This is a genomic window from Nocardia sp. NPDC102475 (genome assembly GCF_055584605.1).
In genome coordinates this window covers 31,387-57,656 of the sequence record NZ_JBVJLS010000018.1, presented here as the reverse complement: position 1 = coordinate 57,656, position 26,270 = coordinate 31,387, and the positions used below count along the sequence as shown (strand labels likewise).

22 protein-coding genes are annotated in these 26,270 nt (G+C 66.2%); 14 read left to right on the top strand and 8 right to left on the bottom strand.

The window, feature by feature from the left end; translation table 11 throughout:
- Positions 1-43: 43 nt before the first annotated feature.
- Together ACZ60G_RS29180 and ACZ60G_RS29175 are read left to right on the top strand one after the other, a co-directional pair.
- On the top strand, positions 44-1,585 hold the full coding sequence (locus ACZ60G_RS29180) for a cobyric acid synthase (protein WP_465814172.1): 1,542 nt from the start codon (positions 44-46) through the stop codon (positions 1,583-1,585).
- 93 nt (positions 1,586-1,678) lie between these two features.
- Positions 1,679-2,242 carry an alpha/beta hydrolase gene (locus ACZ60G_RS29175; RefSeq protein ID WP_465813927.1) on the top strand — a complete coding sequence of 188 codons (564 nt, stop codon included), beginning with the start codon at positions 1,679-1,681 and terminating at the stop codon, positions 2,240-2,242.
- On the opposite strand, the gene ACZ60G_RS29170 is transcribed toward ACZ60G_RS29175, so the two are convergent.
- Positions 2,222-3,289: an alpha/beta hydrolase gene (locus tag ACZ60G_RS29170; RefSeq protein ID WP_465813926.1), complete on the bottom strand. Its 1,068-nt coding sequence runs from the start codon at positions 3,287-3,289 to the stop codon at positions 2,222-2,224. The two genes, ACZ60G_RS29175 and ACZ60G_RS29170, sit on opposite strands and share 21 nt — an antisense overlap.
- A gap of 296 nt (positions 3,290-3,585) precedes the next feature.
- Between ACZ60G_RS29170 and mqo the strand changes: the two genes are divergently transcribed.
- From mqo to ACZ60G_RS29140, 6 genes are all read left to right on the top strand, one after another.
- Complete coding sequence (gene mqo / locus ACZ60G_RS29165) at positions 3,586-5,100, top strand: malate dehydrogenase (quinone) (protein WP_465813924.1); 1,515 nt, start codon at positions 3,586-3,588, stop codon at positions 5,098-5,100.
- A gap of 18 nt (positions 5,101-5,118) precedes the next feature.
- Complete coding sequence (locus tag ACZ60G_RS29160; RefSeq protein ID WP_465813922.1) at positions 5,119-5,568, top strand: GNAT family N-acetyltransferase; 450 nt, start codon at positions 5,119-5,121, stop codon at positions 5,566-5,568.
- A 97-nt stretch (positions 5,569-5,665) separates the two neighbouring features.
- The gene (locus ACZ60G_RS29155) at positions 5,666-7,768 is read left to right on the top strand and encodes a VWA domain-containing protein (RefSeq protein ID WP_465814170.1); all 2,103 of its coding nucleotides are present in this window, start codon (positions 5,666-5,668) and stop codon (positions 7,766-7,768) included.
- Positions 7,769-7,855: 87 nt separating this feature from the next.
- Positions 7,856-8,470 (top strand): cob(I)yrinic acid a,c-diamide adenosyltransferase, encoded by a 615-nt coding sequence (gene cobO, locus ACZ60G_RS29150; protein WP_465813920.1) that lies wholly within the window; start codon positions 7,856-7,858, stop codon positions 8,468-8,470.
- 256 nt (positions 8,471-8,726) lie between these two features.
- Complete coding sequence (locus tag ACZ60G_RS29145; protein ID WP_465813918.1) at positions 8,727-10,316, top strand: cobyrinate a,c-diamide synthase; 1,590 nt, start codon at positions 8,727-8,729, stop codon at positions 10,314-10,316.
- Positions 10,303-10,701 carry a cobalamin biosynthesis protein gene (locus ACZ60G_RS29140; protein WP_465813916.1) on the top strand — a complete coding sequence of 133 codons (399 nt, stop codon included), beginning with the start codon at positions 10,303-10,305 and terminating at the stop codon, positions 10,699-10,701. The genes ACZ60G_RS29145 and ACZ60G_RS29140 overlap by 14 nt, the downstream gene beginning before the upstream one ends.
- 6 nt (positions 10,702-10,707) lie before the next feature.
- Here the strand turns inward: ACZ60G_RS29140 and ACZ60G_RS29135 are convergent, their stop codons facing one another.
- The 3 genes from ACZ60G_RS29135 to ACZ60G_RS29125 form a co-directional block, all read right to left on the bottom strand.
- A complete protein-coding gene (locus ACZ60G_RS29135) occupies positions 10,708-11,922 on the bottom strand; it encodes a cytochrome P450 family protein (RefSeq protein WP_465813914.1) in 1,215 nt (404 codons plus the stop codon).
- Between the two features lie 220 nt (positions 11,923-12,142).
- Complete coding sequence (locus ACZ60G_RS29130) at positions 12,143-13,240, bottom strand: Rv3169 family protein (RefSeq protein WP_465813913.1); 1,098 nt, start codon at positions 13,238-13,240, stop codon at positions 12,143-12,145.
- A 2-nt stretch (positions 13,241-13,242) separates the two neighbouring features.
- Complete coding sequence (locus ACZ60G_RS29125; RefSeq protein WP_465813911.1) at positions 13,243-14,373, bottom strand: phosphotransferase family protein; 1,131 nt, start codon at positions 14,371-14,373, stop codon at positions 13,243-13,245.
- 261 nt (positions 14,374-14,634) lie between these two features.
- Here ACZ60G_RS29125 and ACZ60G_RS29120 point away from each other — a divergent pair, with 261 nt between their 5' ends.
- Positions 14,635-15,996: a DoxX family protein gene (locus ACZ60G_RS29120; protein WP_465813909.1), complete on the top strand. Its 1,362-nt coding sequence runs from the start codon at positions 14,635-14,637 to the stop codon at positions 15,994-15,996.
- A gap of 16 nt (positions 15,997-16,012) precedes the next feature.
- Here ACZ60G_RS29120 and ACZ60G_RS29115 read toward each other — a convergent pair whose 3' ends face one another.
- On the bottom strand, positions 16,013-16,465 hold the full coding sequence (locus ACZ60G_RS29115; protein ID WP_465813907.1) for a nucleoside deaminase: 453 nt from the start codon (positions 16,463-16,465) through the stop codon (positions 16,013-16,015).
- On the bottom strand, positions 16,462-16,644 hold the full coding sequence (locus tag ACZ60G_RS29110; protein WP_465813905.1) for a hypothetical protein: 183 nt from the start codon (positions 16,642-16,644) through the stop codon (positions 16,462-16,464). The genes ACZ60G_RS29115 and ACZ60G_RS29110 overlap by 4 nt, the downstream gene beginning before the upstream one ends.
- A 114-nt stretch (positions 16,645-16,758) precedes the next feature.
- On the opposite strand from ACZ60G_RS29110, the gene cobA reads away from it, so the two are divergent.
- The 3 genes from cobA to ACZ60G_RS29095 all read left to right on the top strand — a co-directional run bounded on the left by cobA (position 16,759) and on the right by ACZ60G_RS29095 (position 21,181).
- Positions 16,759-18,018: a uroporphyrinogen-III C-methyltransferase gene (gene cobA, locus ACZ60G_RS29105; RefSeq protein WP_465814168.1), complete on the top strand. Its 1,260-nt coding sequence runs from the start codon at positions 16,759-16,761 to the stop codon at positions 18,016-18,018.
- Positions 18,019-18,146: 128 nt separating this feature from the next.
- Entirely contained in the window at positions 18,147-19,697 is a 1,551-nt protein-coding gene (locus ACZ60G_RS29100; RefSeq protein WP_465813903.1) for an MFS transporter, read from the top strand.
- A gap of 2 nt (positions 19,698-19,699) precedes the next feature.
- The gene (locus ACZ60G_RS29095; protein WP_465813901.1) at positions 19,700-21,181 is read left to right on the top strand and encodes an MFS transporter; all 1,482 of its coding nucleotides are present in this window, start codon (positions 19,700-19,702) and stop codon (positions 21,179-21,181) included.
- Positions 21,182-21,198: 17 nt separating this feature from the next.
- On the opposite strand, the gene ACZ60G_RS29090 is transcribed toward ACZ60G_RS29095, so the two are convergent.
- Complete coding sequence (locus ACZ60G_RS29090) at positions 21,199-21,606, bottom strand: PPOX class F420-dependent oxidoreductase (protein WP_465813899.1); 408 nt, start codon at positions 21,604-21,606, stop codon at positions 21,199-21,201.
- A gap of 50 nt (positions 21,607-21,656) precedes the next feature.
- On the bottom strand, positions 21,657-23,273 hold the full coding sequence (locus ACZ60G_RS29085; RefSeq protein ID WP_465813897.1) for a PucR family transcriptional regulator: 1,617 nt from the start codon (positions 23,271-23,273) through the stop codon (positions 21,657-21,659).
- A 120-nt stretch (positions 23,274-23,393) separates the two neighbouring features.
- Here ACZ60G_RS29085 and ACZ60G_RS29080 point away from each other — a divergent pair, with 120 nt between their 5' ends.
- Complete coding sequence (locus tag ACZ60G_RS29080; protein ID WP_465813895.1) at positions 23,394-24,884, top strand: CoA-acylating methylmalonate-semialdehyde dehydrogenase; 1,491 nt, start codon at positions 23,394-23,396, stop codon at positions 24,882-24,884.
- Positions 24,885-24,901: 17 nt separating this feature from the next.
- Positions 24,902-26,269, top strand: coding sequence for an aminotransferase class III-fold pyridoxal phosphate-dependent enzyme (locus ACZ60G_RS29075; protein ID WP_465813893.1), 1,368 nt, complete (start codon positions 24,902-24,904; stop codon positions 26,267-26,269).
- The last annotated feature ends 1 nt before the right edge of the window (position 26,270 follow it).

The following is a 26,270-nucleotide window of genomic DNA, read 5'->3' as shown; positions in this document are numbered from 1 at the left end:
CCGTGACGGATGGACCGCGCAGGCTTGCGCCGTGACCAGCGCATTGAAAGGCGCGCTGCTGATCGCCGGAACAACCTCCGACGCCGGGAAAAGCGTTGTGGTGGCCGGACTTTGCCGCATGCTCGCCCGGCGCGGCGTTCGAGTCGCGCCGTTCAAGGCGCAGAACATGTCCAACAACTCGGTGGTCACCCTCGACGGCGGCGAGATCGGTCGCGCGCAGGCCCTGCAGGCGGCGGCGTGCGGGCTCGAGCCGAGTGTCCGGTTCAATCCGATCCTGCTCAAACCCGGCAGCGACCGACGCTCCCAACTCGTGGTGCGCGGCAAGGCCATCGGCACCGTCGGCGCGCGTGACTATTTCCAGCGTCGCCGGGACCTACGCGAAGTCGTTGCCGCCGAACTGGATTCGCTGCGCGCCGAATTCGATGTGGTGATCTGCGAGGGCGCCGGTTCGCCCGCCGAAATCAACCTGCGCGCCACCGATCTGGCGAATATGGGGCTCGCCCAGGCGGCGCGACTGCCGGTGCTCGTGGTCGGCGATATCGACCGCGGCGGCGTGCTCGCGCACCTGTTCGGCACCGTAGCCGTCCTCGAGCCTGAAGACCAGCAACTGATCTCCGGCTTCATCGTCAACAAGTTCCGCGGCGATGTCGAATTGCTGCGTCCCGGACTCGACCGGCTCACCGAGCTGACCGGACGCCGCACACTCGGCGTCATTCCCTACGCGGACGAACTGTGGATCGACGCCGAAGATTCGCTCGGCACGGTCGCCGACGCGCCGGTCGGCCGCCCCAGCCCGCCGGTCGGCGCCGAATGGCTCACGGTAGCCGCGATCCGTCTGCCGCGCATCTCCAATTCCACCGATGTCGAAGCGCTGGCCTGTGAGCCCGGTGTCGCGGTGCGCTGGGTCGGCGAACCGTCCCGGCTGGCCGATTCCGATCTGGTGGTGCTGCCGGGCAGTAAGGCGACCGTTTCGGATCTGGAGTGGTTGCGGCGCACCGGAATTGCCGATGCGCTACAGGCCAGAGCCGCATCCGGGCGGCCGATCCTCGGCATCTGCGGCGGATATCAGATGCTCGGGAGTCGTATCGTCGACCGGGTCGAATCGGACGCGGGGACGGTCACGGGTTTGGGTCTGCTCGATCTGGAAATCGAATTCGCCGACCCGAAGGTGCTGCGGCGCAGCACCGGACGGGGTAACGGAATTCCCGTGCACGGCTACGAGATTCATCATGGTCGCGTCGAGCACAGCGGTGATCCGGCCTGGCTGGAGCTGGACAGCTCGCCGACCGCAGAGGGCACTGCGCGCGGCGCGATCTGGGGCACCCACCTGCACGGCCTGCTGGAATCGGATGAGTTCCGTCGCTCCTGGCTCCGCGAGGTCGCCGCCCGCGCCGGACGGCACGGTTTCGTCGTCGCCGAAAATTCTTCGGTAGCGGCGATCCGCTCGTCTCAACTCGACCTGCTCGCCGACCTGATCGAACAGCACCTCGACATCACCCATATCGAACGCCTGCTCGCTGACGGTGCACCTGTTGATCTCCCCACCATCGTCTCCGGCCTGGGAGTCGGCAGCACATCACTCTGACCAGCCCGTACACCCATCGAAATGTTTACGTTCCTGACTCGCGGGTAACTGACACGCGGTGCCGTTCAATTCGGGCGTGTACCGTACTTCGGCATGAAATCTCGGCGGATCACGGTCGGTGACCGGGCATGGACCGTACGGGTCGACGGCCCGGAGTCTCGGCACAGCGTGCTGCTGTTGCCCGATGCCGGTGATCCGGTCGACGTCTACGCCCAGGTGTGCGCTCGGCTGCACACCTCGGACCTGCGCACCATTGCGGTGGAATCGATAGCGGACCTGGATCCGGCGGGCGTGCACGCCATCCTCGACGAACTCGGCATCCCCTGGGTGAATGTCGCCGGACGCGGCGCGGGCGCGCAACTGGGCTGGCAGGTCTGCGCGGGCGGTTTCGGCCGGTTCATCAGCCTTGTCGTCGCCGATCGCGGCCATCCCGCGATTCCGGCCGCCGACGGCACGGTCGCGGACCCCACGTGTCGGCCGGTGGAGCTCGCCGCCACCGTACTGGTAACCAAGAATCTGCCGCGTTCGGTCGCGGATGCCTCCGGTCGCTACGTCTACGGCGAATTCCGGGTCGTGGAGATCGACGTCGACAATGTGGCGACCGAGGCCGACCACGAATTGGCCACCGAGATCGTGCTACGCACCAGCCTCTGGTGATCCGGCGGTCTTCCGATGGAAGGCCGCTAGCCAGTCCAGCCAGCTGTCGAGTTCGGCGAAAGCCTTGGCCAGCGGTTCGGCCGAGGACAGGAAGACGTCGTGGCGGGCGCCGTCGATCGGGACGATATTGGTCCGATCACCGAGGCAGCCCGACCAGCGTTGAATCTGGCGCACATCGAGCACCGCGTCTGCCACGTCGACGGCCGGACCGTACGTGCGCGCGAATTTCGTGATGCGCGAACGCAGAATCAACGCGGGCACGCCGACCGACAGCCCCGCCTGCAGCCGGGCGTGCCCGTTGCGGATCGCGCGCAGCCAGCCGAGCCGGACCGGGAAGCCCGCCAACGGCTTCCAATCCAGGTTGTAGTCCCACTCGCCCGCGACGCTGTGGTGCAGGCTGTCGCCGTAGGAGCTGATCTTGTTGCCGGGTAGTTCGAACATCGACCGGAACCGGCCCAGCATCTTGATCACCGGGGTGCCGATGGTCCGGTAGTACGACGGGCCCTGCAGATCGAACCAGGGGCTGTTGAGCACCAGCCCGACAATGCCCGACTTGGCCGTGCCCTTCGCCCTGTTGAGCCGGTCCAGCCAGAGCGACACGATGAGTCCGCCGGTCGAATGCGCGACCAGCAGCACGTTGTCGCCCGCCTCCTCCTGGACGATGCGCAGCGACTCGTTCAGCTCGGCGTCGTAGAGGGCCAGATCGGTGACGTAGTGCGGCGTCTGGCCGTCGCGCAGCGAGCGACCGCACTTGCGCAGATCCAGGGCGTAGAAGCGATGCCCGCGTCCGGTGAAATGTTCGGCCAGATGCTGTTGGAAGAAGTAGTCGGTGAAACCGTGCACGTAGAGCACCGCCGGTTCGGTGGCGGCGGCACCGGTGTCAGGGGTGTAGCGAACGAGGGTCGCGACGGCCTCGCCCTCACCATCGGGGTCCGGACCGAGCGGCAGACTGCGCTGCTCATAGCCCGCACCGAGGACATCTGGCCGCCATCGCTCGGCTGCCGGGGCGGTGATATCGGACACGCTGAGCGAAGCTTCATTCGTCACAGGGATCAATCTAACCGTAGTGACTGCTTGCAGGTCACTCGAAAGGGTCAGCGACGTCAGGGCCGTTTCGAAGGTCGAACCCAGGAAGGAATCTATGTCACATTCGGTAGGTTCGTTGCCGGACTTCGAACAGGTGAGGTGCACAATTGGGCTAGGTGAACGGCGGGTAACCTACACCTCGCCGAGTCACGCAGGACTCGCAACAACCACATAGCGCCCGTGCCCAGCAGGCCCACCGTGGGGGTGGGCGTGCGCAGAAGGACAAGGAAGTCGATCTACCCGTGCCGAACGCTGCCATGACTGAAAAGACCGATGTAGTACTCATCGGTGCCGGCATCATGAGTGCCACTCTCGGCGCACTGCTCAGGCAGTTGCAGCCGGAATGGTCGATCTCCCTATTCGAGCGGCTGGACGCGGCCGCCGCCGAGAGCAGCGATCCGTGGAACAACGCGGGCACCGGACACTCCGCACTGTGCGAACTGAACTACAGCCCGCAGAATCCGGACGGCTCGGTCGATATCAGCAAGGCCATCGACATCAACGAGCGCTTCCAGGTCTCGCGCCAATTCTGGTCCTACGGTGTCGAGAACGGCATCCTCGGCGATCCCTCCGCCTTCATCAACCCCATCCCGCACGTCAGCTTCGTGCACGGCGCGGACAATGTGGACTACCTACGCAAGCGGTACGAGGCGCTGTCGCGGCATCCGCTGTTCTCGACGATGGAATACATCGACAGCCCCGACGAATTCGCCAAGCGGCTGCCGCTGATGGCCAGGGGCCGCGACTTCTCCGATCCGATCGCGCTCAACTGGACCGATGAGGGCACCGATATCGACTTCGGTTCGCTCACCACCGAACTGCTGGCCTACCTCGGCCGCTCCGGCGTTGATCTGGCCTTCGGTCACGAGGTGCGCGACCTCACCAAGCAGTCCGACGGCTCCTGGCTGGCCAAGGTGCGCAACCTGCGTACTCGCCAGACCCGCACGCTCATCAGCAAATTCGTCTTCGTCGGCGCCGGTGGCGGTGCGCTGCCGCTGCTGCAGAAGTCGGGCATCAAGGAGGCCAAGGGTTTCGGCGGCTTCCCGATCAGCGGTCAGTTCATCCGCTGCACCAACCCGGATCTGATCTACAAGCACAAGGCCAAGGTCTACGGCAAGGCCGCCGTCGGCGCACCGCCGATGTCGGTGCCGCACTTGGACACTCGCATCATCAAGGGCCGTCCCGGCCTGCTGTTCGGCCCGTACGCCGGGTGGACGCCGAAGTTCCTCAAGGACGGTAAGAACACCGATCTGTTCAAGTCGGTGAAGCCGAACAACATCTTCTCGCTGCTCGGCGTCGGCGTCACCGAACTCGGCCTGACCAAGTACCTGGTCAGCGAGCTGCTCAAATCCGAGGCGGGCAAGGTGGCCACGCTGGAGGAGTTCATTCCGCGCGCGGACGGCCACGACTGGGAGCTGATCACCGCGGGGCAGCGCGTGCAGGTCATCCGGCGCAAGGGTGCGGGCGGTGTGCTCGAGTTCGGCACGGCGGTCGTCGCCGCCGAAGACGGCACCATTGCGGGTCTGCTCGGCGCGTCACCCGGCGCGTCGACCGGTGTGAGCGCCATGATCGACGTGCTGCAGCGGTGCTTCCCGCGCGAGTACGACGACTGGTCGCCGAAGCTGAAGGAAATGGTGCCCTCGCTGGGCGTGAAGCTCTCGGAGAACCAGGCGCTGTTCCAGGAAGTCTGGGATTGGTCGACCAAAACCCTGAATCTGAACGGTGTGTCGGACAACACGCCGAAGCACCCAGGGGTCGCGCCGATCGCGTAGTTGTGATAGCAAGACGCGATGATGTCAACGGTTGCACTCAAACGGTCCTGGGCGCTTGATCTCGACACCGCCACCCTGTACCAGCTGTTGAAGCTTCGCGTCGAAGTGTTTGTCGTCGAGCAGAAATGCGCGTACCCGGAGCTGGACGGTTTCGACCTGCTGCCGGAGACACGCCATTTCTGGCTCGATGACGAGGGCGAGATCATCTCGACGCTGCGGTTGACCGAGGAGCACGAGAACGGTGTGAAATCTTTCCGCATCGGCCGGGTGTGCACGTCGGTTTCGGCGCGCGGGCACGGGTACACCACCCGGCTGGTGCAGGCTGCGCTCGCCGAGGCGGGTTCGGCGACGGTGCGCCTGAGTGCCCAGACCTACCTGGTCGACTTGTACGCCAAGTTCGGCTTCAAACCCGACGGCGACGAGTTCGAAGAAGACGGCATCATGCATCTGCCCATGCGTAGGGGGTAGATCCCACGCGGAGGGTGCTGCCGGGCTGGCATTGTGGCGCGAATAGAGTTGGGGCGTGTCATTGCCCCGTACCGAAAACGCGCCGCATGCCTCTTCGCTGACCGGGGCGCGTCCCGGTGCTGATGGTGATGCGGGCTTTCCGTTCTCGGCGGTGGTGGGGCAGCAGCGGTTGCAGCTGGCATTGATCCTGTGTGCGGTGCATCCCGGGATCGGCGGCGTCTTGGTGCGCGGGGAGAAGGGAACCGCGAAATCGACTGTGGTGCGGGCGCTTGCGCAATTGCTGCCGCCCATTGTCGATGAGACGGGTGCGCGGCCCGCTCGGCTGGTCGAGTTGCCGGTGGGGGCCACAGAAGACCGAGTGGTCGGTTCTCTGGATCTGGAGCGGGTGCTGCGCGACGGCGAGCAGGCGTTCCGGCCCGGACTGTTGGCGGCCGCGCATCACGGCGTGCTCTACGTCGACGAGGTGAATCTGCTGCACGACCACCTGGTTGACGTGCTGCTCGATGCCGCCGCGATGGGGCGGGTGCATATCGAGCGCGATGGCGTCTCGCATTCGCATCCGGCACGGTTCGTGCTGGTCGGCACCATGAATCCGGAGGAAGGTGAGCTGCGGCCGCAGCTACTGGACCGGTTCGGGCTCACCGTCGATGTCGCGGCCTCGCGGAACGTGGACATGCGGATGTCGGTGGTGCGGCGTCGGCTGGACTACGAGGCGGATCCCGCCGGATTCGCCGCACGCTATGCCGCGGCCGATCGGGAAGTGGCCGAGCGGATTCTCACCGCCCGCGAGCGGGTCGCGTCCGTCGCGCTCGATGATGTGGAGTTGCGGCGGATCGCCGCGCTGTGTGCGTCATTCGATGTGGACGGGATGCGGGCGGACCTCGTGGTTGCCAGGACCGCTACCGCCCATGCGGCCTGGCGTGGGGCGGACGCGGTGGCCGAGGCGGATGTGCGGGTTGCGGCCGAGTTGGCATTGCCGCATCGGCGGCGGCGGGATCCGTTCGATGAGCCCGGGATCAGCGAAGAGCAGCTGGACGAGGCGATGCGTGCGGCGGGGGAAGAGGCGGAAAAGTCCAGCGAGCGTACGGAATCGGAGCAGGACCGGGCTGAGGATCTTGCGGGGGATGATCTCGACGACGGCGGGTCGAACGATGGGCGTTCGCCTGGTGGTCCGGACGGCCGCCCCAGCGACGTCGATAGTGCGTTGAGTAATGCGAACGAACGGGATGGTGGTCCCACTAACGGTGGCCCGGACGACGATCCGGATGGCGGTCCAGGCCCTGGAGGTCCGGGTGCACCAGCCCCCGGCGGCGATGGTCCGGATTCCCCTGGCGGCGGGCAGTCACCGTCCGCGCGCGACGGGCGTATCGGCTCGCCCGCGACATCCGTTGTGACACCGCCGCGTTGGGAGGTGCCCGGCGTAGGTGAGGGCGCTGCAGGTCGCCGTTCGCGCGCGCAGACCAGGCAGGGGCGCACGGTGCGGTCCAGTACCGATACCTCCGGCGGCCTGCACCTACTCGGCACCGTATTCGCCGCCGCACCGCATCAGCACTCCCGCGGCCGAGTCGACGGCCCGTTGAAACTGGCCGCCGAGGATCTGCGCGGTGCGTATCGCGAAGGGCGCGAAGGCAATCTGGTGGTATTCGTGGTCGATGCCTCCGGATCCATGGCGGCGCGCGACCGGCTATCGGCGGTTACCGGCGCGGTCGTCGCTTTGCTGCGCGACGCCTACCAGCGGCGGGACAAGGTCGCTGTGATCACCGTGCGTGGCCTGGACGCCGAACTCGTCCTGCCGCCGACCTCCTCGGTGGATATCGCGGTGCGCCGCCTATCCGGTATTCGCACGGGCGGTAAAACCCCACTCGCCGCAGGGCTTTTGAAGGCCCGCGAGGTCGTGCACCGCGAACGCGTCCGCGATCCGCGCCGCCGCCCGATGCTGGTCCTGCTCACCGACGGCCGCGCCACCGGCGGCGTCGATCCGGTGCCCCGCGCCCGCGCCGCCGCGAATCTGCTTGCCGCCGAGGCGATCACCTCGATCGTCGTGGACTGCGAACGCGGCATGGTCCGCCTCGGCCTCGCCGCCGACCTGGCCCGCACCCTCCGCGCAGGCTACCTCCAACTCGCCGAACTGACCGGCGACTTGGTCGCTGACGTCGTCCGCGCCGGTTCCGGTCGCCCCGGCGTGACACGAGCCGCCTGATCGTGGCGGATCTACCTACCGAACCCGTAGCGCATGGCGGTGCGGCGGGTGTGGACGTTCTGATCAATGGGCTATCAAGGAGTTTCGATGCCTAAGGGTGTGCCGGAGACGGTTCCGGATGATGGGCTGACGACGCGGCAGCGGCGGAATTTGCCGGTGCTCGCGGTGCATACGGGGCCGGGGAAGGGGAAGTCGACGGCCGCGTTCGGGATGGCGTTGCGGGCGTGGAATCAGGGATTCGATATTGCGGTATTCCAGTTCGTCAAGAGTGCCAAGTGGAAGGTGGGGGAGGAGGCTGCCTTTCGCACTCTCGGCAGCCTGCACGAGGAGACCGGTATCGGTGGGCCGGTCGAATGGCACAAGATGGGCGAGGGGTGGTCGTGGACCCGCAAGCAGGGCACCGATGAGGACCATGCCGCCGCCGCGCTGGCCGGGTGGCGCGAGATCGCGCGCAGGCTGCAGGCTGAGCAGCACCGCTTCTACGTCCTCGACGAATTCACCTACCCGCTCAAATGGGGCTGGGTCGATGTAGACGAGGTCGTCGAAACTCTGCGCACCCGCCCGGGCAACCAGCATGTGGTCATCACCGGCCGCGATGCCCCCGCACCCCTATTGGACGCCGCCGACCTCGTCACCGAAATGACCAAGATCAAACACCCCATGGACGCAGGCCGCAAGGGCCAACGAGGCATCGAATGGTGACCTCACCCACCGCGGAGCCGCTCGAGAATGCATTGGTGGAGGCTGGTACTCGGGGTTTGCCTGCACCAGCGCATGGTGATCACCCGACCTACCGAAAGCTGCCGCGGGTCGGTACTTCGCGTTCGTGTGCCCGAGTGCATTGTGATCGCTCGATTTCTTGGAGTGCGGTCTGGCGCCGGGGATCGGGCAATTGGCACTCCGTGTCGGGCTCCGTGCACGGTGTGGGGTGCGAAGCCCGCGAAAGTGTGCGGCGGTCGTGAGCGCGGGGCAGGCTCCGGCGGTGGTGATCGCCGCGCCCGCTTCGGGCAGCGGGAAGACGACATTGGCGACCGGTTTGATCGGCGCACTGCGGCGGGCCGGGCATCGGGTGGCACCGTTCAAGGTGGGGCCGGACTATATCGATCCGGGGTATCACGGGTTGGCGGCCGGGCGGCCCGGTCGCAATCTCGATCCGGTGCTGGTCGGCGCGGAACGTGTGGTTCCGCTGTACCGCCACGGCGCCCAGGGGTGTGATCTGGCGGTGGTCGAGGGCGTAATGGGCCTGTTCGACGGCCGCATCGACGAGAACCACGCCGCACCGATCGCCGAGGGTTCCACCGCGCAGGTCGCCGGATTGCTCGGCGCCCCAGTGATTTTGGTCGTCGACGCCCGCGGCCACAGTCAAAGCCTCGCCGCACTCCTGCACGGCTTCGCCACCTTCGACACCGCGATCAGCTTGGGCGGCGTCATCCTGAACCGCGTCGGCAGCGAGCGTCACGACCAGGTGCTGCGCGCCGCCTGCGACCGAGTCGGCCTCCCGGTCCTCGGATCACTACCGCGCATGGCCGAACTCGAGGTCCCTTCCCGCCATCTCGGCCTCATCCCCGCGGTCGAACACGGCCACGCCGCCACCGCCGCCGTCGAAGCAATGACCGACCTCGTCGCCACCCACGTCGACCTCCCCGCCATCGCCCGCCTCGCCCGCTCGACCGTCACCGCCCCGGCCTGGGATCCGGTAACCGCGGTCCGCGAATCCGAAGACTCGATCACCGCGGTCGCGCCGAGCGTGGACGAAGCGATCGCCGTAGACGTGACCAGCGCGTATACGGGTGCCGAGAGTCATTCGAATGCCGAGGGTGGCAACAACACTGCCATTGCAGTTCCTGCGGGGGTCGGTGAGAAAGCGCGTGCAGCCGCAGAACGCGCGAATCGTGCGACGCCGACGTTCGCAGGGGCCGGGCTCGATCCTGTGATCGCGATGGCTGGCGGACCGGCATTCACATTCGGGTATGCGGAGCACCGGGAGTTGTTGGAGGCCGCAGGAGCGCGGGTTGTGGTCTTCGATCCGATGCGGGATGAACTTCCCACAGGGACAGCCGGTTTGGTATTGCCCGGCGGGTTTCCGGAGGAGCACGCGGCGGCATTGGCGGCCAATGATCGGCTGTTGGCGCAGGTGGCCGAGCGGGCCGGGGCGGGCCTTCCGGTGCATGCCGAATGTGCCGGACTCCTGTATCTCTGCCGCTCGCTGGATGGGCACCCGATGGCGGGTGTGGTCGATGCGACAGCCGAATTCGGCCCCCGCCTGACCCTCGGTTATCGAGATGCCGTGGCGCTGGCCGATTCCGCCCTATGGCGCGCGGGAGAGCGGGTGCGCGGCCACGAATTCCACCGCACCCGCCTGGTCACCACCGGCACCGATACTCCCGCCTGGGGCTGGCACACCGCAGGCGACCGCATCCGCGAGGGTGCTCTCCTCCACCGTGTCCACGCCTCCTACCTGCACACCCATCCTGCCGGAAACCCCAGAGCCACAAGCCGTTTCGTCACGGCAGCCGCCGACTACGCCCGCACCCGTGCCGCCGTCTGACACGTCGGCGTCTCGAACCGCCGAACCGACGTGCGTCGGGCTCGGGTTTCGCCCCGGCACGTCGAGCGAACGGATTCTCGATGCGCTGCGAGAAGTACTGGGCGACAAGCCCATTGCTTGTCTCGCGACCATCGATCGACGTGCGGAAGAACTTCGTGATGCCGCCGATCGTTTGGGCGTCTCGGTCCGCACGTTCACAGCGGCCGAGCTCGCACAGGTCGATGTTCCGAATCCCTCGGCACGCACCGATGACGCACTCGGCACCGCCAGCGTCGCCGAGGCGGCCGCGCTACTGGCCGCCGACGGTCCGCTCGTTATTCCCAAGCGGACCGTCGACGGAATAGTGATCGCGGCCGCGCTCACCCCGAAATCGCCACTGACATAACGAGAGTCAGGACACCTTTCCCAATTCGATCGGCAGGGACAACGGGCCGATGGTGAAGAACGACGGCGAGTAGGGAATGTCGTCCGGATCGATGGTGAGCCGCAGGTCGGGCAGCCGCCGGTAGAGCGAGGCGAGGGCGAGTCGGCTCTCCAATCGGGCGAGCGGTGCGCCAATGCAGTAGCGCGCTCCGTGTCCGAAGCCGAGATGGCCGGTCTGTACGCGGGTGAGATCGAACTGGTTCGCCGTCGCGCCGTACTTCTCCGGATCGACGCCGGTCGCCTGATAGACCACTCCGACCGCATTCCCCTTGGGAATGGTCACCCCGGCGATCGTCACCTCGGTCAGCGTGAACCGGTAGCTGGTCATCATCACCGAATGGCGGTACCGCAGCGTTTCCTCGACCACATCGGCCCAACGGTCTTCGGCCTTGGCCACTGCCAGCTGATCGGGGTTCCGATGCAGTGCGACGACGGCGTGACCGAGCAGATGCACCGTGGTCTCGTGACCGGCGATCAGCATCAGCCAGAGCACGCCGACCAATTCGTCGGTGGTGAGCCGATCGCCCGCATCTCGGGCCTGCACCAGATCCGAGGTCAGGTCGTCGCCGGGTTCCTGTTGCTTGCGCTGCACCAATTCGTGCAGGAAAGTCCCGAGTTCGTTCTGCGTCGCGAACGCCACCTCCGGCGGGGTGGTATGCGCCAACAGAGTGGAGGTCCATTTCCGCAGCCGTGGCCGGTCTGCTTCGGGCACACCGAACAATTCGGCGATGACCGCCATCGGCAGTGCGTCGGTGAAGGTCGATACCAGATCCACTCCGTCACCTGTGGCGATCACCTCGTCCAACAGACTGTCGATGAGCTCCTGGATGCGCGGTTCCATTGCCTGAACCCGTCGAGGCGTGAATCCCTTACCGACCAGACCACGCAGCCGACGGTGATCCTCGCCATCCTTCGTCGACAGGTGGTCGCCTTGGACGATGGCCCGTAGCGGCCAGTCCTGCGGGATCGATCCGTCGTATAGCGCGGGCCAATGCTTCGGGTCCCTGGCGAAGGTCTTGTTGTCGCCGGCGAGGACTTCCGTAACGGCGTTGTGCGTCAACGCCAAATAGGCGGGCACGCCGCCCGGGAATTCCACTTCGACCACGGGCGCGGTCTGCTGTAGCCGAATGCAGGTGTCGAGCGGGCTTTCGTCGGCGGCGGGGAATGCGGGAAGACTTGTCATGATGACCCCTCGGGCGGTGCCGACCCGTTGGCACGGGTATGGACGATCGGTCGCTTACGCAACCAGACCAAGCTTCCGCCGAATCACCTTGTTCAGCAAGATGTTTCGCCGGTGGAGCGGCATGGTGCCAGGGATCGGGCGCGCCCGCCAGCAGGCCAGTTCTCAGTCGCGGGAAGCCCATCGAACGTCCCGAGTCGGCACGGCCGACGAGCCGAAAACCCTACGACGCGACCGAACCCCAGTCGGCGAACCCGGTCGGATCGTGCCGCCCGAGACTTCCGTGTTCGAACAGGCCCCACCCCTCGGAATCCCCGCAGCGCGCGTGCGCGACATGATCGATGACCCCGAACGGGATGCGCCCCGCGATGGCCGGATCGGTGAGGTCATAACTGCTGCTCGAGGACCAGTCGCGACCCATCCATCGACCGTGCAACCAGTCCGGGTCCCCGCCGTATCCGCAGCCGACGTGCAGGGGGATATTGGTGACGGTCCGGACTTCGACCTCGAACGGCTTACCGTCCGGGGTGGTCATCTCCAGCCGTGCGCCGATGGGATGCCTTGTACCGGAGCGATATTCGATGTGATAGCGCGGCCACCCCAGCTGTTCGGTGCGACCGTCCGGGAAGATGCGGACGGCGTCGTTGACGGTGCGCTTGCCATCCGGTTCCTCCTGCAGGATCAGCACGATGGCGAAATCGTCGAAGCGCAGCGGCACGTACATCCACCAGAATCCGCCGGACGGTTCGGCGGCGGCCCGGCCCGGCGGCTCGGGTTCGCCGACCGGGCGGATGCCCCAGGAGCGGTCCCGGGTGCCCATCCAGACGGCCGGGTCGACGGGGAGATCCGTGCCGTCGACGTGCAGTGTTCCCTCCCACGAGCCGACCTGTGCGAACCGGGTGGCCTGGATGATCGGGCGGTTGCCGTTGAGGATCAGATGCGGTTGTTCCTCGACGGTGGGGAAGGATCCGTGCCAGGTGAGGTCGAAGCCGAGGGCATCGTGCTCGCAGATCACCCGGATCCGCTGCAGCGGTTCCTGCACCTCGATGCGGTAGCCGCCGACGCGCAGGTCGACGCCGCGATCGCCGAGCGCGTCGGAGAAGCGGACCGTGCGCTGGATGTCGCCACGTCGAACGCAGGCGTACGCGTCGATCACCCCGAGGTTCGGATACACCCCGCCGCCGGTGACGAAGAAGGTGCCGCCGTCGCGGTCGTGACCGTTGAAATAGCTTCGGTCGTAGAAGTTCCGGTCGCTGCTGGCGACTCGGGACATGGACAGGTGGGTCTGGTGGATGGGGTATTCATCGAGGGGCGCAGGCATGGTCAATCCCATTCGTAGGTTCCGTCGAGCAGCGCCTCCAGGCTTGCTCGGTGCATCACGTAGTCGTCGCGATCGGGGGTGTCGGTGTCCTCGCCGAAGTGGATCATCCGGCGCTTGACCCTGGCCATCACGATCGCGTGCCGCAGTGCGGCGTACACGATGTAGAAGTCGAGATCCCGAACCGTATATCCGGTGGTCTCCTCGTATTTCGCGACGACATCCGCGCGCCGCAGGAAGTCCGGCAGTCCGGGCTGATCGAAGCGGGTGGCAAGGTCCTGGAAGAAGCGGTGAATGAAGATGACCCAGGCGATATCCAATTCGCGCGGGCCGAGTCCGGCCATCTCCCAATCGAGTACACCGACCGGGGTGAAGCCGTCGTAGAGGATATTGCCCGGTCGCGAATCGCCCCAACTCAGTACGTCCGGACCTGGATCGGCGGGCCAGTGCGCGTCGAGCCAGTCGAAGGTTCGCTCGATCAGGGGAATCGGGTAGCCGTCATCGGCCAATGCCCAGCGGTACCAGTTGCGGTGCCATTCGACATGTCGGCGCAGTGCCTGACCGGAACCGTCCAGCATCGGGAATCGCGTTGCCGGATCGGGGATTTCGTGCACCTTCGCAATGACCTCGACGGTCTTCGCGGTCAATTCCGCCCGCTCCTCGGGACTCGCGTCGAAGAGCCAGCCGATGAACACATACGGTGGATTGTCCGATGGCACCCGCCCATCGACGCGCCGCATCACGAAAAACTTTGTGCCGAGCGGCTTCTCGTCGGTTTCCAGCCAGCACAGCTCGGGGACCGGCACCGCCGAGGCGGCCGCGACCCCGGCCATGATCTGGTATTGCAGCTCCAGGTCGTAGTTTTCGAAGACCGGGAACGAGTCGGCCTCCGGTGTCATCCTGGCCACGAACGAACCGCCGTCCGCGCGCCCGTCCACAGTCCATTCGGCGTCGAACAGCACCGTCGGACTCGACATCCCCGCACCCTGCGGCCGCGACAGCGCCGAAATCCTGGGCGGGTGATCCGCGTGGACCTTGCCGTCCAGCCACCGGGACAGATCCTCGGCGAGGGTGTCGAGGTCCCGCGCGCTGACGGTCAACTGCCGTCGCGCGGTGGGATCGGGATCGTCGGCCATTCTTTGTCCTCCTGACGCATGTGCCTGCAGAAACTGTAACGCGTTCTAGTCGGTGCTTACCGCAGAAATTCGAAGAAATCGAGCGACCCTCACTGGGTGATATTCGGTATTGACAATCCACTGCACCAGGTGGGGTCATACTTCCGGCGGAGTCGCGTACGCCGATGGATGGGGGTGTGAATCGGGGTTTTCCTGGAAGCGGTCGGGCCTTCGTCGCCGATACCGTCGGCTGACGTGGAGTCGTGAGAGGGAGGGATCGGTGTGAGTGCGGTCGGTGCAGAGGTTCTCGATCGGGAAGAAAGCGTCACACCGCTCGAGCGGCCCGTGCGGTGGAATCCGTTGACCAGGATCGCTTTTCGGTTCTCCTTCAGCTATTTCGGCTTGTTCTGCCTGCTGTTCACCCAGATTCCGTTCGCCTTCGCCGGGCTGCTCGCCGGATCGCTGTCCGAGAATGCGGTGCTCTGGGAATTTCGCGCCCTACGCCCGATCATCGAGCCGGCCGGACGGCTGTTCTTCGATACCGACGTCGTGCTGCGCGAGGATTCGGGCAGCGGCGACCAATACTTCATCTGGACATTCGTCTTCTGCGTGCTGATCGCCGCTGCGGTGGCGACCCTCATCTGGACCGCGCTGGACCGGCGCAGGCCGGACTATCGGCAGCTGCAGGCCTGGTTCCTGCTCTTCATCCGTATGTGCCTGGGCGGGCAAATGCTGCTCTACGGATTCGCCAAGGCGATTCCGATGCAGATGCCGGAGCCGACCCTGGCGAAACTGCTGCAGCCCTACGGTGAGTTCAGCCCCGCCTCGGTGTTGTGGAACCAGGTCGGGAGTTCACCCACCTACGAGATCCTGCTCGGCTGTGCCGAAGTGCTGGGCGGACTGCTGCTCTTCGTGCCGAGGACCGCGACGCTCGGCGCAATGCTGAGCCTGGTGAGCTTGGCGCAGGTGTTCGTGCTCAATATGACCTTCGACGTCCCGGTCAAGATCCTGGCCTTCCACCTCATGCTGCTGAGCATGGTGCTGCTCGCACCGCAGGCGCGGCGGTTGGCGAATGTGCTGGTGCTGAACCGGCCGTCCGAACCCGCCACGCAACCGGATCCGTTTCGCGGCAACCGAACTCGCCGGATTGCGATCGCGCTGCAAGTAGCCCTGGGCCTATGGATGGCAGCGGGTTTCGTGCACACCGGCCTGAAGTACTGGAACGAAGGCGGCGGTGGCAGCCCGAAGCCGCCGCTGTACGGGATCTGGACGGTATCGGAATTCACCCAGGACGGTGTGCCGGTACTGCCGCTGACCACCGACGAAACTCGTTGGCAGCGAGTCGTTTTCGATGTAGCCGGGATGACCTACCAGAAGATGGACGGCAGCCTGGTGCCCGCCGTCCCCTCCGTCGATACCGCTGCCCACAAGATCTCGGTTTCCGCGCCGCCGGAGCGGCCGGACGCGCAACCCACCCAGATCGCCGACTTCACCTTCGAACAGCCCGCGCCCGACCGTCTGACGCTCGACGGGCAGCTGAACGGTCGGCCGGTGACCATCACCTTGCAGCAGGTCGATCTGAACAGCTTCCCGCTGCGCGGCCGTGGATTCAACTGGGTGCAGGACTATCCGTACTTCCGCTGAAATCGTTTGTCCGACATCAATCCTCAGCTACCCCGATGTCCTCGTGCCAGAGCAGCGGTTGGTCGGCGATGAATTCGGTCATCAGGTCGATGCAGCGCTGGTCCTCGAGCACGGTCACCGCGACGCCGTGCTCGGCCAGCCAGTCATGCCCGCCGTAGAAGGTCTGCGCTTCCCCGATGATCACCGCACCGATCCCGAACTGGCGCACCAGCCCGCTGCAGTACCAGCACGGTGACAGGGTGGTCACCATGATGGTCGAGCCGTAGTCGCGGCGGCGGCCCGCATTGCGGAAGGCATCGGTTTCGGCGTGCATGCTGGGATCGCCGGACTGCACCCGTCGGTTGTGCCCGCGTCCGAGCAGGGAGCCATCGGTCGCGAACAGGGCCGCGCCGATCGGAATCCCGCCTTCGGCCCGGCCGCGCAGTGCCTCCTCGTATGCGACCTCCAGCAGTTGCTCTGCCTGTGTCATGGCGCCAACCCGCAGTCGAATCCGATCTGCTCCGTGACCACCTGCGGTCCCGCCTGAATGTAGGTCGCCTCGGTTCCTGCGGCGGGGACATAGGACCCCGGATCCGCCTGTGCGGCACCGCCCGGCGCGAGCCGCCCTATCAGCGCTGCCGATTCCGCCGCCCGACCCCAGCGATTCATGCGCAGAAGTATAGAAAGGCCGTCCGCGGCGGGTGATTGCCGGGCACGCGCACACAGGACGTAGGCTCGAACATTGTGCCGAACACGTCAGTACCTATCGATGACCAGCCGGAAATCAACCCGGCCGACCGTCCCACGAGTGATCCGAACTACCTGGTCGGGCTCGATCTCAATGGGCGGCGCGTCGTCGTGGTCGGCGGGGGGACGGTGGCGCAGCGCAGGCTCGGCCTATTGATCGCCTCCGGAGCGGACGTGCACGTCATCAGTCGCGAAGTCACCCCGGCCGTGGAGGGAATGGCTACGTCGGGGCAACTCACGCTGACATTGCGCGCCTACGCCGACGGCGATCTCGACGGCGCCTGGTATGCGATCGCATGCACCGACGAACCCGAGACCAATGCGGCGGTCGTCGAGGAGGCCACGCGGCGACGGATCTTCTGTGTGCGCGCCGACGTGGCGCGGCTGGGCACCGCGGTAACTCCGGCGACGGCTCGGCACGACGGCCTCACGCTCGGCGTGCTCGCCGGTGGTCAGCACCGGCGATCCGCGACGGTGCGCAACGCATTGCTCGAGGCGCTGCAATCAGGTGTGGTGACCGATGATTCGACGCCGATCACCCCGGGTGTCGCGCTGGTCGGCGGCGGTCCCGGCGATCCGGATCTGATCACGGTGCGCGGCCGCCGCCTGCTGGCCCGCGCGAATCTCGTTGTCGCCGACCGGCTCGCACCGCCGGAGCTGCTCGCCGAACTCGGCCCGGACGTCGAGGTGATCGACGCGGCCAAGATTCCGTACGGGCGGGCGATGGCGCAGGAGGCGATCAATTCCGCGCTGATCGAGGGCGCCAAGGCGGGCAAGTTCGTGGTGCGGCTCAAGGGCGGCGACCCGTATGTGTTCGGGCGCGGCTACGAGGAGCTCGAGGCCTGCGTCGAGGAAGGCATTCCGGTGACCGTGGTCCCCGGCATCACCAGCCCCATCTCCGTCCCCGCCGCCGCGGGCATTCCGGTAACCCATCGCGGCGTCACCCATGAATTCGTGGTGGTCAGTGGCCACGTCGCACCCGACCATCCGGATTCCATGGTCGACTGGCCCGCGCTGGCCCGCCTGCGCGGCACCATCGTGCTCATGATGGCGGTCGAGCGCATCGAACAATTCGCCACGGCTCTCATCGAGGGCGGCCGACCGGCTGACACCCCGGCAACGGTGATCCAGGAGGGCACCCTGCGCACCCAACGTGTCCTGCGCGCCGACCTCGGCACAGTTGCCGCTCGCGTTCGCGAAGAAGCCATCCGTCCGCCCGCGATCATTGTGATCGGCCCCACAGCGGGCTTCTCCACCGAATCCGCCGCACCGCGAGCCGAGTCCGCCGCCGGATGATGCTGCACAACCGCTGGACTCCCGCAACTGGAAGGTGTCACAACCGCCCAGTGACTTTCGCTATGACTAGATGAATCGCCCCCGCGGGAGCGGAGACCTCGGTTCCGGATCAATTACAGTGGCTCACCGTGCTCGATAACCCCCCTGCGAAGACGCAGTACCCGGTGACGCAGCGGGCCTTCGGGCTCGCGATTCTCGTGCTGAGCGGGCTGCAGCTGATGGTTGTGCTCGACGGCACCGTGGTCATTTTCGCGCTGCCCCGACTGCAGGAAGAGATGGGCATGTCCAGCGCGGGCGGGGCGTGGACGGTGACCTCCTACGGTCTGACCTTCGCGGGGCTGATGCTGCTCGGCGGGCGACTCGGTGATGCGTTCGGTCGCAAACGCATGCTGATCGTGGGCGTCGGGATGTTCACCATCGCGTCGCTGCTGTGCGGGTTGGCGCAGAGCCAGGCCATGTTGATCGCGGCCCGAGCCGTGCAGGGCGCGGGCGCGGCGATTGCGGCGCCGACGGCATTCGCGCTGGTGGCAACCACTTTCGCGCCGGGAAAGGCGCGTAATCAGGCCATTGCGATCGTCGGCTCGATGGTCGGTATCGGCTCGGTCGGCGGTCTGGTGGTCGGCGGTGCGCTGACCCAGCTGTCCTGGCGGTGGATCTTCCTGATCAATGTGCCGATCGGCGTACTGATCATTCTCGGTGCGCTGTCCCAGCTCGCGGATACCGAACACCACCGATCGCCACTGGATATCCGTGGCGCGGTGCTCGGTACCGTGGCCTGCGCGTCGATCGTGTTCGGTGCGACCGAGGGGCCCGAGTTGGGCTGGGGCAGTCCGGCCGTCATCGGCGCGCTGGTGGCGGGTGCGGTGCTGCTGATCGTCTTCGTGGTCGTCGAGCGCACCGTCGATGATCCGCTGCTGCCGTGGTCGCTGTTCGACAGCCGCGATCGGGTCACCACCTTCATGCTGATCTTCCTGGCCGGCGGCGTACTCGGTGCGATGACCTTCTTCGTCGCGCAGTTCCTGCAGAATGTGCTCGGCTACGGACCGCTGGTCGCGGGTATCGCATCGATCCCGTTCACCATCGGCATCGGCATCGGCGGCGCGGTGGCCTCCAAGGCGGCGCTGTTCGTCGCACCGCGCTGGCTGGTGTGCGGCGCGGCATTCGTGCTGGCCGCTGGACTGCTGGTCGGCTCGCAGCTCGACGGCGGCGTGAATTACCTGACCACCCTGCTGCCGCTGTTGATCGTGATCGGCTTCGGTGTCGGCGTGGCAATGGTGCTCGCGCCGCTGTGCGTGCTCGTCGGGGTGCCGGCCTCTGATATCGGCCCGCTGTCCGCGGTGGGGCAGATGTTCATGAACCTGGCGACGCCGGTATTCATCGGGCTGCTCACTCCCATCGCGGCATCGCGCACCATGTCGATGGGCGGGCGCACCGGTAAGGCGGCCGATATGAACGAGGCCGAGATCTTCGCGCTCGGCAGCGGATACACACTCGTGCTCGCGGTCTGCTCGCTGGTCGCGGTGCTGGCGGGCTTCATCGCGCTGACATTGCGCTATTCCCCGAGGCAACTGGCCGAGGCACAGCACGCGCAAGAGGAATCGCAGCGGACCGGCTCGATGCCGGTGGTGCCGCGGACGGGGCCGCTACCTGTCATCCGTCGCTCTGACTACAGTGGCTGACTGTGCCAGACAATCCCGCTACGACGCCGTATCCGGTGACGCTGCGGGCCTTCGGCCTGGCGATCCTGGTGCTGAGCGGGCTACAACTGATGGTCGTCCTCGACGGCACGGTGGTGATTCTCGCCCTGCCCCGACTACAGGACGAACTGGGTTTATCGAGCTCCGGTAGCGCCTGGATGGTCACCGCCTACGGTCTGCCGTTCGCCGGTCTGATGTTGCTCGGTGGCCGGATCGGCGACTCCTTCGGCCGCAAACGCATGTTCATCGTCGGCGTCGCACTGTTCACCCTCGCCTCGCTGCTGTGCGGACTCGCACAGAACGAGGGCATGCTGATCGCGGCCCGCGCGATCCAGGGCACCGGCGCCGCGCTCGCGGCCCCGACCGCGCTCGCCCTGGTGGCGACCACTTTCGCGCCCGGCCGGGTGCGCAATCAGGCAATCGCGATTTTCGGCTCCATGATGGCGGTCGGCTCGGTCGGCGGACTGGTGATCGGCGGCGCGCTCACCGAGGTGAGCTGGCGCTGGATCTTCCTGATCAATGTGCCGATCGGTGCACTGATCCTCGCGGGCGCGGTGCTGCGACTGCGCGACACCACCCGCCACCGACTACCCCTGGACGTGCGCGGGGCCGTACTCGGTACCCTCGCCTGCGCGTCCCTGGTATTCGGCGCGACCGAAGCGCCCGAATTCGGCTGGGACAGTCCGGTCATCATCGGTTCGATGGTCGCCGGTCTGGTGTTGTTGATCGTCTTCGTGCTCGCCGAACGGTGGGTGGACAACCCGCTGCTGCCTTGGTCGCTGTTCGATAAGCGCGATCGTGTCGCCACCTTCGGCGCCATCTTCCTGGCCAGCGGAGTGCTGGCCGCGACAACCTTTTTCGCGGGTCTGTTCGTGCAGAATGTCGTCGGCTACAGCCCGCTGGTCGCCGGGGTCGCGTTCATTCCGTTCACCATCGGCGCCGGTATGGGCACCGCCACGGCTTCGCAGCTGGCGATGACGGTCGCGCCGCGCTGGTTGTTGAGCGGTGCGGCGGCGATTCTCGTCGTCGGACTGCTGTTCGGCTCGACACTCGAACGGGGCGTGCCGTACTGGCCGACCCTGCTGGGGCTGTTCATCATGATCGGATTCGGCATCGGTATGGCCGTGGTGATCGTCCCGCTGTGCGTATTGGTCGGTGTCGCGCCGGAGAATATCGGCCCGCTCTCCGCGGTCGGCCAGATGTTCATGAACCTCGGCACACCCGTCGCGATCGGTCTGCTCGCGCCGGTCGCCGCGTCTCGCACGGTGTCGCTCGGCGGGCGAACGGGTAAGCCCGCCGGTATGACGCCCGCGGAGCTGGATGCGCTCGGAAGTGGTTACACGCTGGTGCTTTTCGTCACCGCCATTGGCGCACTGCTGGTGGGGCTGGTGGCACTGACACTGCGCTACACGGCGGCCGAGGTCGGCCAAGCGCAGCACACAAGGGAAGAGGCCGGGCAGGGCTGAACCGCCCGGCCGTGAGCTCACAGGCGACCGGCGACCTTGCGCGGGGTCACCCGCACGATTACGCGGGGTCCGTCATTGACGGAGGCGGGGTTGAATTCGACGTACGGCAGCCCGGTGTAGTGGTGTGACAGCTTGTCCGGCAGCGTCTTGTCGGGATCCGGGGTGATGGTGGCGGTGCCTCGAATCTCGGCGTACGCGTACGGATTATCCGGCGGATTGATCATCACCGTGATCCGCGGATCACGGGCGAGGTTCTTGCCCTGCTGCCGATCCACCGTGGTGGAGAACAGCAGATCGTCGCCATCGCGCTCGAGCCAGATGACGGTCAAGTGGGGTTGTCCGTTCGGTCCGATCGTCGCCGCGGTAGCGAAGACCTTCGACTCGTCCAGGTACTTCTTCAACTCGTCGGAGAGCACAGCTGTCATGCGTTGGTGAAACGATTGCCGACTCGAGAACATTCCCGATCCGGTCGAAATCACCTGTCGGTCCTGGAGTTCGAGTCGGCGGTCAGATCGCGAATGAGCAGTGCGGTATGCAGTGAGGTGCGGGATTCGCCGTCCTCGAGGTCGACGTCGAGAATCCGCTCGATGCGGGCGAGCCGGTCGTAGAGGGTCGGTCTGCTGATATTGAGCCGCTTGGCAAGTTCGGTCTTATTGCCCGCGACGTCGAGGAACTGTCGCAACGTGCGGGTCAGATCGGCCGCATGCCGAATGTCATAGCGCAGCAATGCGCTCAGCTCCGTTTCGGCGAAGCTCTGCACACCGGGTTCATTGCGGATCAGCGAGAGCAATCCGCGCAGCCGGATATCGCCGCTGCGATAGAACGGTCGCGGCCGATCAGATGCCGCGTCCAGCGATAACGCGACCTCGGCGATGTGCGCCGCCTGCGCCAATTCGTGTGCGGTGTCGAGCAGTGAATCCGCTTCCGCGCCAACGCCTATGACCACCCGCCGTACTCCCTCCACCCGGCGCACCTCGGCGATGATCGCCGAGCACACGGTGCGGAGCATGTCGTCGAGATCGGCGCTGCACGGGATCGCGAGCACCATGCCGACGCGGTCGCCGTGCTCGGCCGCGGTCAATGCGGTGGCCTTCGACAGTCCGAGACCGTGCGTGACCGCGTCGAGCACGCCCGCGCTGCGGCGCTGCCTGGCGACCTGATCGGATTCGGCAAGGGCGGCAACGTCTACCGCGAGCGGAACGTAGTGCGTGCGTCGGGTCAACAGGCCCAATGCGGCCGCCCTGGCCTGCGCATCGCGTTCGTCGAGGACGCGGCCGTTGACCATATCGTCGATGAGGCCGGTCTGCGCCTGGCGATGCAGGCCGAAGCGATCCTTATCGATCATCCGATGCAGCGTCAGCGTCTGTGCGGCACGCTCGAGTACCATACGGGCACGCGGCGTCGCCAGCCCGCTCGAACGCAGGATCAGCCGACCCCAGCGCTGGGTATGCGGGCCGACCTGCACCACATCCCAGCCCTCGGGCAGCAGTCGCGAGGTGGTCTCCCAGTTCTCCAGAATCGCCGAGGTGCTGGTGTGCCGGGCGGTCAGCGCCAGCACCCGATGCGCCAGATCTTCCAGTACGACCGAGGAATCGAGCATGTCCGCGGCCGTCTCGACGATTTCGGCCAGCGCGGCGCGGCGCACGCTGAGCTCGGTGAACGTCTCGTGCACGGTGCGCGCGAATTCGAGTTCGGCGTACTGGTCGGCCACGATCACCCGGTGTACCGCCTCGGTGATCTCCACGAAGCGAGTGACGCGATGCAGCGCGATGACCGGGAGTCCGAGTGCGTCGGCCGTCTCGGTGACGATCGGCGATAACCGCGGCACGGCCTCGCCGAGTTCGATGACGAGTCCGGCGACCCCCGCGGCGGCCAGCGAATTCAGATACGCGACCGTCGACTCGTCGCTGCCGGTCAATGCCAAGCCCGTAGTCAGCATCAGCTCGCCGCCGACGAGCAATTCGGCGACCTCCGGCAGGTCGCTGACATGCACCCACCGCACCGGCCGATCCAGGGCCGCCGCACCGACGACCTCCGGCTCGCCCGCGCACACAACCGGCATGGCCAGCACATCGGCGACAGAGAGCAGCATCCGACAAATCGTAATAGGAAATCCGAAATCGCATACAGAACGTCGGGCCGAAATCGGGCATCGATGGTGCAGAGTCGAAACCACGACACCATCCGGCGCTCGGGATCGAATCGAGGAGATATGCAGACAATCGCGCACTGGCTCGACGGCAAACCCTTCGCGGGCACGAGCTCGGCGACCGCGCCGGTGACGAACCCGGCGACCGGGGTGGTGACCGGGCAGGTCGCACTGGCCGGTGTCGAGGACGCCAGGGCGGTGATCGCATCGGCGAAGGCGGCGTTCCCGGAATGGCGCGACACCTCGCTGGCGCGGCGCACACAGATCCTGTTCCGGTTCCGCGAACTGCTCAACGAGCGCAAGGAAGAACTCGCCAAGCTGATCACCGCCGAACACGGCAAGGTCCACTCCGATGCGCTCGGCGAAGTGAACCGCGGCCTCGAAGTGGTCGAATTTGCCTGCGGTGTACCGCATTTGATCAAGGGCGGATTCACCGAGAACGCCTCGACGAAGGTGGACATCTTCTCGATCCGCCAGCCGCTCGGCCCGGTCGCGGTGATATCACCGTTCAACTTTCCGGCGATGGTGCCGATGTGGTTCTTCCCGATCGCGATCGCCGCCGGGAATACCGTGGTGCTCAAGCCGAGCGAGAAGGATCCGTCATCATCGCTGTGGCTGGCCGAGCTGTGGCACGAAGCCGGTTTGCCCGCAGGGGTTTTCAATGTGCTGCAGGGCGATAAGGTCGCGGTCGACGAACTGCTCGACAATCCGCATATCAAGGCCGTCTCGTTCGTCGGCTCCACACCCATCGCGAAGTACGTCTACCAGCGCGGCACCGCCGGCGGTAAGCGTGTGCAGGCGCTCGGCGGCGCGAAGAACCACATGGTGGTGCTGCCCGATGCCGATCTGGATCTGGCCGCCGACGCCGCGGTGAATGCCGGATTCGGTTCCGCGGGGGAGCGCTGCATGGCGATCAGTGTGGTGCTGGCGGTCGGTGCGGTCGGCGACGAACTGGTCGCCAAGATCGCCGAGCGCGCCAAGACCATCAAGACCGGTGACGGCACCCGCGATACCGATATGGGTCCGCTGGTGACCCGCGAGCATCGCGATCGCGTCGCCGCCTATATCGATGCGGGCGAATCCGCCGGTGCCAGTGTCGTTCTCGACGGTCGCGGCGTCCAGGTCGATGGCGAAGCGGATGGATTCTGGCTCGGCCCGACGATTCTCGATCATGTGGGCACCGAGATGAGCGTCTATACCGACGAAATCTTCGGCCCGGTCCTGTCGGTCGTGCGCGTCGACGGCTACGACGAGGCGCTGGAACTGGTCAACGACAATCCCTATGGCAACGGGACCGCCATCTTCACCAACGACGGTGGCGCGGCCAGGCGCTTCCACAATGAGGTGGAGGTCGGCATGGTCGGCATCAATGTGCCGATCCCGGTTCCGATGGCCTACTACAGCTTCGGCGGCTGGAAGAATTCGCTGTTCGGCGATTCGCATGCGCACGGCATCGAGGGCGTGCATTTCTTCACCCGTGGTAAGGCCGTCACGACGCGTTGGCTCGATCCCAGCCACGGCGGTCTCGAACTCGGATTCCCACAGAACAAGTAGCTACGCAGGAGAATTCGATGACCCTCCCGAATGGATCGGCACCCGAACTCGCCCGGCAGGCCGCCGCCCGCGCCTACGAGCTCGACCGCCGCCATGTATTCCACTCGTGGTCCACGCAGGCGCACCGGACGCCGATGACCATTACGGCGGCCCAGGGCTGCTACGTATGGGACGGCGACGGTAATCGTCTGCTCGATTTCTCGTCGCAGATGGTGAACACGAATATCGGTCACCAGCATCCGAAAGTCGTTGCGGCGGTGCAGGAGCAAGCGGCCAAGCTGTGCACCGTCGCACCGCAGCACGTCAACGATGCCCGCTCCGAGGCCGCCCGGCTGATCGCCGAGCGGACCCCGGGCGAACTCGACAAGATCTTCTTCACCAATGGCGGCGCCGATGCCGTGGAACACGCGGTTCGGCTGGCGCGCCTGCATACCGGCCGCTACAAGGTGCTTTCGCGCTACCGCTCCTATCATGGCGGCACCGAGACCGCGATCAACCTCACCGGCGACCCGCGGCGCTGGCCGAACGACCACGGCAATAGCGGCGTCATCCATTTCTTCGGCCCGTTCCTGTACCGCTCGCAATTCCATGCGAGCACCGAAACCGAGGAGGCCGAACGCGCTTTGGCGCATCTCGAGCAGACCATTGTTTTCGAGGGTTCGGACACGATTGCCGCCGTCGTGCTCGAATCCATCCCGGGCACAGCGGGAATCATGGTCCCGCCGCCTGGGTATATGGCGGGTGTCCGGGCGCTGTGCGACAAATACGGCATCGTCTTCATCGCCGATGAAGTGATGTCGGGGTTCGGGCGCACCGGAAAGTGGTTCGCCATAGAGCATTTCGAGGGTGTGGTCCCCGACCTGCTGACCTTCGCCAAAGGAGTGAACTCCGGTTATGTGCCGCTCGGCGGTGTCGCGATCAGTCCCGCCATCGCGGCGACCTTCGATGATCGTCCGTACCCGGGCGGGCTGACCTATTCAGGCCATCCGCTGGCGACGGCCGCCGCGGTCGCGACCATCAACGCGATGCGGGACGAGTGCATCGTGGAAAACGCCGCCGATATCGGTACCCGCGTCCTCGGACCCGGCCTGCACAAACTCGCCGAACGCCACCCCAGCATCGGCGATGTGCGCGGGGCAGGTGTGTTCTGGGCGCTGGAACTGGTGCGGGACAGGCGAACTCGCGAACCGCTCGCCCCGTACGGCGGGACCAGCGCGGCCATGACCGAAACGGTCGCCGCGGCCAAGGCGGCGGGCCTGCTGCTGTTCGTCAACTTCAACCGACTGCACGTCGTTCCGCCGTGCATCATTGACGAGGCCGAGGTCAAGGAGGGGCTGGACATTCTCGACCACGTACTCGCACTCGCCGACGAGCACACGCTCTGAA

Bases quoted from the DNA above. Each gene is read 5' to 3' on its own strand.
- ACZ60G_RS29175 (WP_465813927.1), top strand. From the start codon at position 1,679: ATGAAATCTCGGCGGATCACGGTCGGTGACCGGGCATGGACCGTACGG.
- mqo (WP_465813924.1), top strand. From the start codon at position 3,586: ATGACTGAAAAGACCGATGTAGTACTCATCGGTGCCGGCATCATGAGT.
- ACZ60G_RS29160 (WP_465813922.1), top strand. From the start codon at position 5,119: ATGATGTCAACGGTTGCACTCAAACGGTCCTGGGCGCTTGATCTCGAC.
- cobO (WP_465813920.1), top strand. From the start codon at position 7,856: ATGCCTAAGGGTGTGCCGGAGACGGTTCCGGATGATGGGCTGACGACG.
- ACZ60G_RS29135 (WP_465813914.1), bottom strand. From the start codon at position 11,922: ATGACAAGTCTTCCCGCATTCCCCGCCGCCGACGAAAGCCCGCTCGAC.
- ACZ60G_RS29130 (WP_465813913.1), bottom strand. From the start codon at position 13,240: ATGCCTGCGCCCCTCGATGAATACCCCATCCACCAGACCCACCTGTCC.
- ACZ60G_RS29125 (WP_465813911.1), bottom strand. From the start codon at position 14,373: ATGGCCGACGATCCCGATCCCACCGCGCGACGGCAGTTGACCGTCAGC.
- ACZ60G_RS29115 (WP_465813907.1), bottom strand. From the start codon at position 16,465: ATGACACAGGCAGAGCAACTGCTGGAGGTCGCATACGAGGAGGCACTG.
- ACZ60G_RS29110 (WP_465813905.1), bottom strand. From the start codon at position 16,644: ATGAATCGCTGGGGTCGGGCGGCGGAATCGGCAGCGCTGATAGGGCGG.
- ACZ60G_RS29090 (WP_465813899.1), bottom strand. From the start codon at position 21,606: ATGACAGCTGTGCTCTCCGACGAGTTGAAGAAGTACCTGGACGAGTCG.
- ACZ60G_RS29085 (WP_465813897.1), bottom strand. From the start codon at position 23,273: ATGCTGCTCTCTGTCGCCGATGTGCTGGCCATGCCGGTTGTGTGCGCG.
- ACZ60G_RS29080 (WP_465813895.1), top strand. From the start codon at position 23,394: ATGCAGACAATCGCGCACTGGCTCGACGGCAAACCCTTCGCGGGCACG.
- ACZ60G_RS29075 (WP_465813893.1), top strand. From the start codon at position 24,902: ATGACCCTCCCGAATGGATCGGCACCCGAACTCGCCCGGCAGGCCGCC.